Raw genomic sequence first — 12,044 nt, forward strand, 5'->3', positions numbered from 1 at the left:
TAAACTGGACTGAAGTCCAGCCCTACAATATGAATCGAGCCGAAGGCTCTTTCTCACTTCCGAAGGAACGTATTATTTTGTAGAGCTGGACTTCAGTCCAGTTTAAACAAAAGATGCAAAACAACAAACCCGACAAATTTAAAATCTATCGGGTTTTATTTTTATGTTTTTCAAGCTTATTTATATTGATCCGGCAATATTTTCACCGTAAACAAAAACACTTTCTTTTTATCATTATAACTATAAATCAAAGTATAATCATTATCCCTAAAAACCTGAAAGTCCGGGATTTGCTTTAGCTGTACTTAAAAGACTTTTTTCAATTTCTGTTTTTGTAACATCAGTCTCAGCAGTTGTTTTCTCAACATTTATCAGCGTCAAATTGTATTGAACAACTTGTTTTTCGTGCAAACTCACACTATCCAGACGAATTCCTTCCTGAATATTTAATGGGCAATTTTTATTGTATTTCGCAACTAATTCAACAATTTCTGAATTCACCTCATCTTTATTTTCAGAAAGATAAAACTGAAAAAAGACAGCCAAAGCGATGGCAATTCCAATTAAAACTAATAATAAAATATTCTGTTTTCTTTTGATTTGCTTTTCTTGCATTGGTATTAAAACTTAAATGACCTTAAAAATTTATTTTTCCTGAATTTTCTTCATGGCATTAAAATAAGCAGCACGACTAAGTGGCTCATATTCTTCCGTTTCTCCAAGCATTACTAATTTATCATTATCCGTTTTTCTAAAACTATAATTAGCAAGATTTCCTGTTCTGGTACAAACAGCATGAACTTTCGTAACATATTCGGCTGTTGCCATAAGTGCCGGCATTGGTCCGAAAGGATTTCCTTTAAAATCCATATCCAGACCGGCAACAATTACACGAATTCCCTGATTGGCTAAATCATTGCAAACTGTAACAATTTCATCATCAAAAAACTGTGCTTCGTCAATTCCGATAACGTCGCAACCTTGTGCTAAAATCAAAATATTAGCTGCCGCCGGAACCGGTGTAGAACGAATTTCATTAGCATCGTGAGACACTACCATTTCGTCATGATAACGGGTATCGATAGCGGGTTTGAAAATTTCGACTCTTTGTTTGGCAAATTGCGCGCGTTTTAATCTGCGGATTAATTCCTCGGTTTTACCCGAAAACATTGATCCACAAATAACTTCAATCCAACCAAATTGTTCTTTGTGATTTACTGTATTTTCGAGAAACATTTTGTATTTTTCTGCCTTTAAAAATGAATAGTTTTTATTACTTTGTACTGGTAATAAATCGACGTAAAAATGTGCTGTTTTACATTTTTTCAAAAGTAGAAAATTTTTATCAAATCGGAGATTTGGAATTGCTTATTAACAGAAATAAAAAATTATCTTTTGAATTTCTTCAAGATTAAAGACATTCAGACATCAAATACACTAAAATACCTTATTCACTATAATTTCAACAGTTATGAAAAAAAAATTGGAAGCCGATTTAATCAGCATTGCACATCGAATTTTAAAACTTAAAAACAAATCCGATATCAATCAATTGTACCTTGAAACGCAGAAATTATATGAGAAATTAGCTATTTTAAAATTTGTCGATGAAAATTTCGACGAAGTAAAACCTACAATCAGCCACAGTGAAATCAGTTCTGAAATCGAAACTATTTTCGAAAAAGAAGAAAAAACACCGGCAGAAGTTATAATTGAAACTCCAATTGAAGAAACTCCTAAAACAGCAATTGTTGAAGAAATAATTGCCGAAATTCCTGAAGAAACAACTCCAGAGCCAATTGAAGAAGATAATCAGGAGTCTATTGAAGAACCTATTGTTGAAAAAGTAGAAGAAACTGATGCAGTCAAAGAAACTGAAACTGTGGAAAGTATTAAAGATCCAATTATTGAGAAAATCCAAGCGGCTGTTTCTGAAGCTAAAAAAACAATCGAAGCAAATGATCTTTCATTTAAAACAGTCAATGATTTAAACCCAATTCCGGATTTTAAACCCGCTTTTGAATTAGAGAAACCGTCAGAAATAGAAGAACCAAAAGTAGAAAGTTCAACAAAATCAACTCCTGTTCCGATTGCGTTTGAAGATTTCGGAATCAATTATGCCGATGCACAGTTTGTAAAAGTAGACAGTTTTGAAGCCGTTTCTCCAACACCGACTCCGACATTTGATTTTGCAGAAAAAAAAGTTGTTGAAACTGCCGTTTTAGAAACTAAAGCAGAACCAAAGGCAGCAACTTTAAATGAAAAACTGGCAAAAGGTTTCCACATTGATTTAAACGACCGAATTGCGTTCACCAAAAATCTTTTTGGAAATAGCACCGAAGATTACAGCCGCGTTTTAAATCAATTGCTCACTTTTGACACTTATAGCGAAGCACAGGAGTTTATCGAAAACATGGTAAAACCAGATTATAATAACTGGGAAGGAAAAGACGATTACGCAGAACGTTTTCTGGGAATTATCGAGAAGAAATTCGCATAACACTTTTCACATCTCACATTTTACATTTCAAGAATAAAAAAATATGTCAAAATTATATATCGTACCAACGCCAATTGGCAATCTTGAAGACATGACTTTCAGAGCCATTCGGGTTTTGAAAGAAGTCGATTTGATTTTGGCTGAAGATACACGCACAAGTGGCAAATTGTTGAAGCATTTTGAAATTGGCACACACATGCACAGCCATCACATGCATAACGAACACAAAACCACTGAAAATCTAATTGCACGTTTGAAAGCCGGCGAAAACATCGCTTTAATTTCAGACGCTGGAACTCCAGCAATTTCAGATCCGGGATTTCTTTTAACTCGCGCTTGTGTCGAAAATAAAATTGAAGTTGAGTGTCTTCCTGGCGCAACAGCTTTTGTTCCTGCTTTAGTAAACAGTGGACTCCCAAATGACAAATTCGTTTTTGAAGGTTTTCTGCCTGATAAAAAAGGACGTCAGACTCGATTTTTGGCTTTAGCCGAAGAAACAAGAACGATGATTTTATACGTTTCTCCACATAAACTCGTTAAGACTTTAGCAGAATTCGTTCAATATTTTGGCGAAGACCGACAAGTTTGCGTTTCAAGAGAATTATCAAAATTACACGAAGAAAATGTACGTGGAACTGCAAAAGAAGTTCTGGAACATTTTGAAAAAACCGCACCGCGTGGTGAAATTGTCGTGGTCGTTGCTGGGAAAACAATAGAAAAAGAAGCTAAGAAAAGTAAATATTCTAAGAACGAAGAAGAATAAATAATTATTTCAGCCACAGATTAAAAAGATTTTCACAGATTATTTAAATAAAAATCCTTTTTAATCCTTTTAATCTGTGGCAAAAAAACCAAACTACAATCATGAGCATCCAAGCCTTTTTAGAAAAAGTAAAACAAACTCCAACACAAATCGCATTTCCTGAAACCATTGCAGTAATTGAAGAAAATTACAATTTTACTCCAACTGCTTTTCAAAACGGAACACAGCATAACGCTGCCGGAGAAAATTCGGGTTCTTGCAAATTATTTTCTTTCGCAAAACTGCAAAATTTAAGTAAAGAAGAAACTTTAGCCTGTTTTGGCGCTTTTTATTTTGAAGAAGTTTTAGGAGATCCAAATGGAACAAATCATCAAAATATTAGAAATTTCATCAACTTAGGTTGGGACGGAATTAAGTTTGAAGGAAATGCTTTAGAAGCAAAATAATTTTAGATTTTAAAGTGTAGATTCTTAGATTGCTGAAATCTATACTCTAAAAAACTTTGTCAAAGTTTGAAACGAATATTTTACCACAAATTACACAAATTTCTGCTAATCTAATTTGTAAAAATTTGTGTAATCGTTGGTTAAAAAACATTGAAATCCTTTTACTTCCGACTGTTATCGGGAGTTCAAAAACAAAAAATTACCAACCCGATTAAACGATTTCAGAAATCTACAATCTAAAATCAGTAATCTAAAATCTAAAATCAACCCATGCGTTGGACATTAAAACCAAAACCTTCTGAAGATAAAATCAAACATTTGGCACAAGCTTTAAATGTAGAAGATTTTGTAGCAACACTTTTAATTCAGCGTGGCATTGAAACTTTTGAAGATGCTAAAAATTTCTTTCGTCCTTCATTAGAACATCTTCATGATCCGTATTTAATGAAAGATATGGACAAAGCGGTTTCCCGAATCGAATCGGCAATTGAAAATCAGGAAAATATTCTGGTTTTTGGCGATTATGATGTCGACGGAACAACCGCAGTTTCTTTGGTTTCTTCGTACTTAAAATCACATTATCCAAATATTGCAACTTACATTCCTGATCGTTATGATGAAGGTTACGGAATCTCATATAAAGGAATTGATTACGCAGATGACAACGGAATTTCCTTAATAATAGCTCTCGACTGCGGAATCAAATCAATTGATCATATCGCTTATGCGAAAGCAAAAAACATCGATTTTATTGTTTGTGACCACCACCGTCCCGGAGAAACGCTTCCAGATGCTGTGGCCGTTTTGGATCCGAAAAGAGAAGACTGCTCCTACCCTTATGACGAATTATGCGGTTGTGGAGTTGGTTTTAAATTGATTCAGGCTTTAGGTCAAAATCGAAATGAAACCGTAGAAGATCTTGTTCCTTATCTGGATTTGGTTGCAACCGCAATTGCTGCCGATATTGTTCCGATTACGGGAGAAAATCGTGTTTTAGCTTATTTCGGTTTAAAAGTCATTAATAGTGAACCAAGACCCGGAATAAAAGCGCTGGTTCATCAGGTAAAAAAGAAAGTTTTAGACATTACAGATGTTGTTTTTATTATTTCGCCAAGAATAAATGCTGCCGGAAGAATCAAACACGGAAATCATGCTGTAGAGCTTTTAACCGAATTTGATTTGGAACAAGCGCAACAATTTGCTTCAGAAATTGAACAATACAATGCCGATCGTAAAGATTTAGACAAAAAAATCACCAAAGAAGCTTTTCAACAGATTGTGGAAAACAACGAAGAAGAACGTTTTTCAACTGTTGTTTTTCAGGAAGACTGGCACAAAGGCGTAATTGGAATTGTAGCTTCAAGATTAATCGAAACCTATTATCGTCCAACTTTGGTTTTTACTAAAAGTGGTGACAAATATGCTGCTTCTGCCCGATCTGTAAAAGGATTTGATGTTTATAATGCATTAGATGCATGCGCAGAACATTTGGAACAATTTGGAGGACATATGTATGCGGCCGGAATGACTTTAAAAGCAGAAAATTATCAGACTTTTAAAAACGCTTTTGAAAAACAAGTTCAAGAAACTATTCTTCCGGAAATGTTAACGCCGGAAATCGAAATAGATGCAGAAATTGATTTCTCAGATATAACTCCAAAATTAATTCGGATTTTAAAACAATTCGAACCTTTTGGCCCACAAAATATGACGCCCGTTTTTATGACTTCTGATGTAAAAGATACTGGTTATGCTAAAACTTTAGGTTCAGAAGAAGAACATTTAAGACTTTTCGTCAAACAACATAACTCCGACGGAATTGCTGCAATTGGTTTCGGACTCGGAAAAAAATTAAGTATAGCACAAAATCAAAATCCGTTTCAACTGGCGTACACAATTGCTGAAAATGAATGGAACGGCACAATTTCAACACAGCTTATGCTGAAAGACATTAGAACAAATGGAAGAAATTAAATCAAATAAACCAGATCCGTATCAGGCACTTCGTTATAGAGAATTCAATGTATATTTATTACTGCGCTTCTGCATGGTTTTTGCCTGGGCAATGCAGTTTATTGTAATCGAATGGGAAGTCTACAGTTTAACAAAAGATCCGCTTTCATTAGGAATTATTGGTTTAATGGAAGTTGTTCCGGCTGTTTGTATGGCTCTATTCGCTGGTCACATTGTCGATCAAAGTGAAAAGAAAGGATTATTGGTAAAATGTATTCTGGGATTTTCTGTAATTAGTTTTGGATTGTTTTTATTGACATGGCCAAAAATTGTTGGAGGTTTATCGCAGATTGTTATTTTATATTCCATTTATGCTTTAGTCTTTTTGGGCGGATTGGTTAGAGCATTTTTAGGCCCAACTACTTTCTCTCTTCAATCACTGATTATACCGAAAAAAGTATATCCAAATGCTTCTACCTGGAGCAGTTCAGTTTGGCAAATTGGAGCCGTTATGGGGCCGGCATTGGCAGGATTTTCAATTAATTGGATTGGCGTTCACTGGTCAATGTGTCTGGTTTTCGGATTCTCAATTCTCGCCTTAATTGCCTTGTCACAAATCAGTAAAAAACCAATCGTAAATCCGAAGATTGGAGAATCAATAAAAGACAGTCTTACCGAAGGTTTAACTTTTGTATTCAAAAACCAAATTGTTTTAGGCGCTTTATCGCTTGACATGATTGCTGTACTTTTTGGAGGCGCAGTAGCATTATTACCGATTTTTGCACAGGACATTTTAAAAGTTGGTGCTGAAGGTTTTGGCATCTTAAGAGCAGCCCCTGCTGTAGGATCTTTTATTACCATGCTCGTTTCTGCTTATGTGCCTTTGTATAAAAATGCAGGAAAAAAGCTTTTAATCGCCATTTTTGTTTTTGGATTATCGATTATTTTATTTGGTCTTTCTACTTATTTCTGGCTTTCTGTTTTTGCTTTATTTTTAAGCGGATTGGCTGACGGAATTTCTGTAGTAATTCGCCAAACCATTTTACAGCTTAAAACTCCCGATCATATGCGCGGACGTGTTGGTGCTGTAAATTCAATTTTTGTTGGATCTTCAAATGAATTAGGTGCTTTTGAAAGTGGTGCAACTGCAAAATTGATGGGAACTGTGACATCTGTTGTTTTTGGAGGAAGCATTACACTTTTGACCGTTTTAGGTTTCGGTTTTATATCTCCTACTTTTAGAAATTTAGATCTAAAAAGAGATATGGAAGAGCATAATAATCAGGAATAATGAGATCTTTTATAGACTTTATTCAGAACAACAAAATTCGCTATCTACTCTTATCCTTCTTCATAAACAATTAAAAATCAATTATTAATAAGATTTTTTAGCATTTTTTTATGCTTTTCTTAGTCAAGTGTTAATATAATGAGTATGTACCTTTGCAGCGCAAAAAAAAATTGCCATGAAGGACATCGAACAGATTTACCGCAACGATTTTGGAATTTCATTTTATTGGAAAGAAGGCAACGAAATTGTATCAGATAAAATTCAATTGCTTTTTAAACAAATGGGATTTTATTTTTCAGTTCAAGAATTAAATGAATTTCATGATTTAATTGAAGACTGCATAACAGACCGTAATGATTATGATACGCGCGGTGTAAAACGTGTCTGCGATAAATTTTTATTGAAAACACCCTATGTTGCAATAGATTTAGAAATATCACCGATGGAATTAAATTCTATAAAAGACTTAGTTGAGGGTTCATTATTTCGACTTAATCTCAATGAATATATTTACGGTCCTGGAATGAACTAAAACATCCCTACCTTTCTAAAAAGACCAATCTTAACTTTTACTGCATTATAATGTGCCAACTTAGAAAAGATTTTTTGAAACTTTTATGATTTTTTTATTTAGAATTAATATAAATAATATTTATATTTGTTGAAATAAAAGGTTTTAAGATGAGAGAAATAGAACAAATCTACCATAATAATTTTGGCATAGCTTTTTACTGGAAACAAAATAATCAAACTATAATCGACAAAGTACAATTGGTTTTTAAAGAAACTGGTTTTTACTTTACAATATCAGAGCTAAATCAGTTTTGTGATTTAATTGAAGATAGCATAATCGAAAATGCTTGCTGCGAAGCTTGCGAAATGAAATATTCCTGCCATAAATTTTTATTAAAAACGCCTTGCAATTCTATTGATTTAGCAGTTTCTATGACTGAATTGAAATCGATAAAAGACTTGGTTGAAGGTTCTTTATTTAAAATTGAACTCGACGAATATGTTTATGGAGTAGGGATGAATTAAGAATTATTCTAAATATTTTAACAGCATTGTTTCATTATTGAAATAGATTTTAATTTTCTTTAAAAAAAAGTATATTTACGGCAATGAAAAAAGCACGCATTCTTTTTGCCCTCATACTTTTTACGGTAGTTTTTACAAGCTGCAAAAATTCTTCTGACGATTACATCGACCCGCGAGGTACTGATTATGCAGGTTCTGAAAGCTGTATTCAGTGTCATCAAACGCAATATGACATGGCTTTGAAGAGCTCTCATTTCAAAGCTACTGCTCCAGCAATTTCAGAAAACGTCCTTGGTGATTTTGACAAAGGCAATCATACTTTTATTTATGACAAAGACACAAAATTAGTCATGGAAAAACGCGGCGACAGTCTTTTTCAGGTTTTATATAAAAACGGAAAAGAAGTTCAAGCGCATAAATTTGAAATTGTATTTGGAACAAAACATGCACAGACTTCGGTTTATTGGCGTGAAAACAATACTTACGAGTTACCTATTTCCTATTATAATTCTATAAATAATTGGGCGACAAGTCCAGGTTTTCCAGCAGACAAACCTTATTTTGACAGAATGGTAGTGAAAGACTGCTATTCGTGCCACGCCTCAAATGCCAGCAGCCGAAGCGTAAATCAAAATTCTGCAGAAAAAAATATGATGTCTATGGATGTTGAAGATATCATTAAAAAGGAAACAATTGTTTATGGAATTGACTGCGAACGTTGTCATGGCCCGGCAAAAAAACATGTCGAATTTCATTTGAAAAACCCGAATGTAAAAATTGCAAACAGCATTACCAGTTTTAAAAATCTAAATAAACAACAAAGACTAGATGCCTGCGCACTTTGTCATGCCGGAAATGATGGAATGAAATTAAAATCTCGTTTTGATTTTAAACCCGGAGATGATTTATCTGAGTTTTACAGAGCAACCAGAAGCATTATAGACACAGCGCAATTTGATGTTCATGGAAATCAATTTCGTTTAATGGCGCAAAGCAAGTGTTTTATCAATAGTGAGAAAATGGATTGCATTACATGTCATAATCCTCATGAAAATGCTTCTAAAAATATGGCTTCGTATTCTAAAATTTGTATAAGCTGTCACCAAGGTTTGAAACACAATGAACAGACACAAAAAATAATGCCAGAAAAACTAATGGCTACTAGTTGTGTGGAATGTCATATGCCGAAAAAAGCGTCAGGAGCAATTAAATTTCAGCTTTCGAGCAGTAAACAGCTTTCAGAATATATCCTGAGAACACATAAAATTGGAATTTATCCAGCGACGAGTTCAAAATAAATATTTGAACTAAATTTCGACAAATGATTGATGAATCGTTAGAGCCTTTTTGACTTTTGACTTTCGACTTTGGACTTTTAACTAACTTATTTTTCGAATTTTTTAAGTTCAAAATTTTGACCATCAAAAACACCGTAAGTAAAATAACCAATCCAATCACCTAGATTCACATAATTTGAATCTTCTCCAACTGGAATTATCATTGGCAAATGGCGATGCCCAAAAATGAAGTAATTATAATGTTTAGTTTCGAGTTTACGTTTGGAATATAAAACCAACCATTCGTTTTCTTCTCCTAGAAATTTCACATCTTCATCGCCCGAAATCAATTTATTTTTAACGGAAAGATATTGCGCTAAACTAACCCCAACATCTGGATGAAGCCAGCGAAAAAGCCATTTTGAAAACGGATTTGTAAATACCTTTTTCATTCGTTTATAACCTTTGTCGCCAGGGCCTTTTCCGTCGCCGTGGCCAATTAAAAAGGTTTTCCCGTTAAAAGTAAATTCTTTGTTATCATGATAAACCGGAATATTCAATTCGGTTTCAAAATAATCATTCATCCAAAGATCATGATTTCCAACAAAAAAATAAATCGGAATACCACTGTCGCGAATTTCCGCTAATTTTCCCAAAATACGCACAAAACCTTTCGGTACAACCGTTTTATATTCGAACCAAAAATCAAACAAATCACCAAGCAAAAAAATAGCTTCTGCATCTTCTTTAACCTCGTCAAGCCATGCCACGAATTTTTTTTCGCGTGGCAAACTCAACTCAGGAGTTGGCGCACCAAAATGCTGATCTGATGCAAAATATATTTTTTTCATTTATCTTTTGTGAAATGTGATTTGTAAGATGTAAAACGTTTACTTTTAAAAATTTACTTTTTACTGATTATCAGATGCGTACCATTCTGCAAATGAAGATTCTGTTTCCTGGAGTTTAAGCGAAAAAAGAGAAATTCCTTTTGGAAGGCGAGCCACAATTCTTTCAGCAAAATCAACTACCATATTCTCACTTGTTGGCTGATAATCAACTAAAATAACATGGTGACCACGATTTTTCAATTCGTTTGCCAATTCGATATGCGGCGTAGTTTGATTGAAAACCGTTGCATGATCAAACTGATCGACGATTTCTTCTTTTACAATTTTCTTTAGATCCGAAAAGTCAATTACCATTCCGAATTTCACATTCGATCGATCTGTAATTGGCGAACCAATAACTGTTACCGACAATTTATAACTGTGTCCGTGAACGTTCTTGCATTTTCCGTCGTAACCGTACAAAGCGTGACCGGTTTCGAAACTAAATTGTTTTGTAATTCTGATATTACTCATCGATGTTTAATTTTAAGCTTGCAAATTTACAAATTAATAACCGTTTTCGTCTCTTTTTTTAGCACGGTTATACATCCACAAAGCAATTCCGCCCAAAATCAGGAACGGAATAAAAGATCCAATGACAACACCAATCTGATAACCGCTGTCTGGTGCATTTTTAATTTTCTCTGCAACGTCGACTTTTTGCAGTAATGAAATAATTTTCATATTCTAAAATTTGGTTTAAACACATAGAAACATAGTTTTTACTTTTTTGGAAAGCTATTTGAAAGAAACTAGTTTCTAACACATAGCTATGTTTTTTAATGCAAGCGAAACGCCTTTTTTGCGGTTTCAAAAACTATGTCTGTATGTGTTTAAATTTATTAATATTCCTTATTTTTTAAATTGATGCAAAGCATTTCGGCTAAAATCAGACAAAACCAATTTACCTGTAATTGCCGCACGTTCAAACAAAAGCGATTCCCATTGTTCAGTGCCTTCCCAAATGATTTTTTTCATTTCATATAAAGCTTCAGGATTATAAGAACTCAGTTTTTCCGCAAAATGATCTACTTCCGCATCAAGATTGGCCGCATCACATAAAACTGAATATAGCCCTTTATTAAAAGCCCATTCAGCCGTTTTCCATTTTTCAGGAGCTAAAGTCATTTCAGACATAGCCGTTTTACCAATTTTTCGGGAAACAGCTGGTTCAATCACGAACGGTCCAATTCCTATTGCGAGTTCAGATAATTTGACATCACTTAGCAATGTTGCAAAAGTATAATCGCAAGCCGCGATAATTCCAACACCTCCTCCAACTGCTTTTCCCTGAACGCGCCCAATGATTAATTTATTGCAATTACGCATTGCATTAATCAAATGAGCAAAACCAGAAAAAAATTCCGTTCCCTGCTCTTCATTTTCAACTTGTAAAAGTTCATCAAAAGAAGCTCCGGAACAAAATGCTTTTGCTCCTTGGCTTTTTAAAATAATAACTGAAACATTTTCATTTCGACTTAACGAATTAATTTCAGCAGTAAGGCGATTCAACAATTGACGCGGAAAAGAATTACTCGCAGGATGACCAAACTGAACCGTTGCAATAGTATTTTGAAAGGAAGTTTCTAAGCTTCCGTTTGCATTTTCTAAACTCATAAAAAAACAGATTTAAAAGTAAAGTTACGCTTTTGAAAAATAATACTCCAGAAACTCACCGAAATTTGTTTTTTGAAAATTATTTAACTTTATTTGTTAACGCTTTAGGGGATTAGCTCATTTGGCTAGAGCGTCCCGATGAAAAATCGGGAAGGTGACAGTCGATTTCGGTATTCTCCACAAAACAAGGGGGATTAGCTCATTTGGCTAGAGCGTCCCGATGAAAAATCGGGAAGGTGACAGTCGATTTCGGTATTCTCCACAAAACA

Annotated in this window: 14 protein-coding genes; 8 read left to right on the top strand and 6 right to left on the bottom strand. The window is 34.1% G+C overall.

The features are described from left to right. Positions 1 to 267 precede the first annotated feature (267 nt). Together ACWA1B_RS00540 and ACWA1B_RS00545 are read right to left on the bottom strand one after the other, a co-directional pair. A complete protein-coding gene (locus ACWA1B_RS00540) occupies positions 268 to 615 on the bottom strand; it encodes a hypothetical protein (RefSeq protein WP_456903817.1) in 348 nt (115 codons plus the stop codon). A gap of 30 nt (positions 616 to 645) precedes the next feature. Beyond that, on the bottom strand, positions 646 to 1,236 hold the full coding sequence (locus ACWA1B_RS00545) for a thymidine kinase (RefSeq protein WP_035653260.1): 591 nt from the start codon (positions 1,234 to 1,236) through the stop codon (positions 646 to 648). Positions 1,237 to 1,471: 235 nt separating this feature from the next. Between ACWA1B_RS00545 and ACWA1B_RS00550 the strand changes: the two genes are divergently transcribed. The 8 genes from ACWA1B_RS00550 to ACWA1B_RS00585 all read left to right on the top strand — a co-directional run bounded on the left by ACWA1B_RS00550 (position 1,472) and on the right by ACWA1B_RS00585 (position 9,289). Further along, positions 1,472 to 2,500: a hypothetical protein gene (locus ACWA1B_RS00550; RefSeq protein WP_456903819.1), complete on the top strand. Its 1,029-nt coding sequence runs from the start codon at positions 1,472 to 1,474 to the stop codon at positions 2,498 to 2,500. A gap of 43 nt (positions 2,501 to 2,543) precedes the next feature. Next, positions 2,544 to 3,263, top strand: coding sequence for a 16S rRNA (cytidine(1402)-2'-O)-methyltransferase (gene rsmI, locus ACWA1B_RS00555; protein WP_456903820.1), 720 nt, complete (start codon positions 2,544 to 2,546; stop codon positions 3,261 to 3,263). Positions 3,264 to 3,364: 101 nt separating this feature from the next. After that, a complete protein-coding gene (locus ACWA1B_RS00560; RefSeq protein WP_456903822.1) occupies positions 3,365 to 3,709 on the top strand; it encodes a HopJ type III effector protein in 345 nt (114 codons plus the stop codon). A gap of 270 nt (positions 3,710 to 3,979) precedes the next feature. Continuing rightward, complete coding sequence (gene recJ, locus ACWA1B_RS00565; RefSeq protein WP_456903824.1) at positions 3,980 to 5,683, top strand: single-stranded-DNA-specific exonuclease RecJ; 1,704 nt, start codon at positions 3,980 to 3,982, stop codon at positions 5,681 to 5,683. Further along, positions 5,670 to 6,953 (top strand): MFS transporter, encoded by a 1,284-nt coding sequence (locus ACWA1B_RS00570; RefSeq protein WP_456903825.1) that lies wholly within the window; start codon positions 5,670 to 5,672, stop codon positions 6,951 to 6,953. Before recJ ends, ACWA1B_RS00570 begins: the two co-directional genes overlap by 14 nt. Positions 6,954 to 7,128: 175 nt before the next feature. After that, positions 7,129 to 7,485: a hypothetical protein gene (locus tag ACWA1B_RS00575; protein ID WP_456903827.1), complete on the top strand. Its 357-nt coding sequence runs from the start codon at positions 7,129 to 7,131 to the stop codon at positions 7,483 to 7,485. A gap of 149 nt (positions 7,486 to 7,634) precedes the next feature. Further along, a complete protein-coding gene (locus ACWA1B_RS00580; RefSeq protein WP_456903829.1) occupies positions 7,635 to 7,991 on the top strand; it encodes a hypothetical protein in 357 nt (118 codons plus the stop codon). Between the two features lie 83 nt (positions 7,992 to 8,074). Beyond that, positions 8,075 to 9,289 carry a cytochrome c3 family protein gene (locus ACWA1B_RS00585; RefSeq protein WP_456903831.1) on the top strand — a complete coding sequence of 405 codons (1,215 nt, stop codon included), beginning with the start codon at positions 8,075 to 8,077 and terminating at the stop codon, positions 9,287 to 9,289. Positions 9,290 to 9,375: 86 nt separating this feature from the next. Here the strand turns inward: ACWA1B_RS00585 and ACWA1B_RS00590 are convergent, their stop codons facing one another. The 4 genes from ACWA1B_RS00590 to ACWA1B_RS00605 all read right to left on the bottom strand — a co-directional run bounded on the left by ACWA1B_RS00590 (position 9,376) and on the right by ACWA1B_RS00605 (position 11,775). Continuing rightward, positions 9,376 to 10,119, bottom strand: a complete 744-nt coding sequence (locus ACWA1B_RS00590; RefSeq protein WP_456903833.1) for a UDP-2,3-diacylglucosamine diphosphatase — start codon at positions 10,117 to 10,119, stop codon at positions 9,376 to 9,378. A gap of 60 nt (positions 10,120 to 10,179) precedes the next feature. Continuing rightward, positions 10,180 to 10,632 (bottom strand): 6-pyruvoyl trahydropterin synthase family protein, encoded by a 453-nt coding sequence (locus tag ACWA1B_RS00595; protein WP_142451602.1) that lies wholly within the window; start codon positions 10,630 to 10,632, stop codon positions 10,180 to 10,182. 33 nt (positions 10,633 to 10,665) lie between these two features. Continuing rightward, the gene (locus ACWA1B_RS00600) at positions 10,666 to 10,842 is read right to left on the bottom strand and encodes a hypothetical protein (RefSeq protein ID WP_456903835.1); all 177 of its coding nucleotides are present in this window, start codon (positions 10,840 to 10,842) and stop codon (positions 10,666 to 10,668) included. Positions 10,843 to 11,010: 168 nt separating this feature from the next. Beyond that, the gene (locus ACWA1B_RS00605) at positions 11,011 to 11,775 is read right to left on the bottom strand and encodes an enoyl-CoA hydratase/isomerase family protein (protein WP_456903836.1); all 765 of its coding nucleotides are present in this window, start codon (positions 11,773 to 11,775) and stop codon (positions 11,011 to 11,013) included. Positions 11,776 to 12,044 lie beyond the last annotated feature (269 nt).

The sequence above is a fragment of the Flavobacterium xizangense genome (assembly GCF_054075145.1).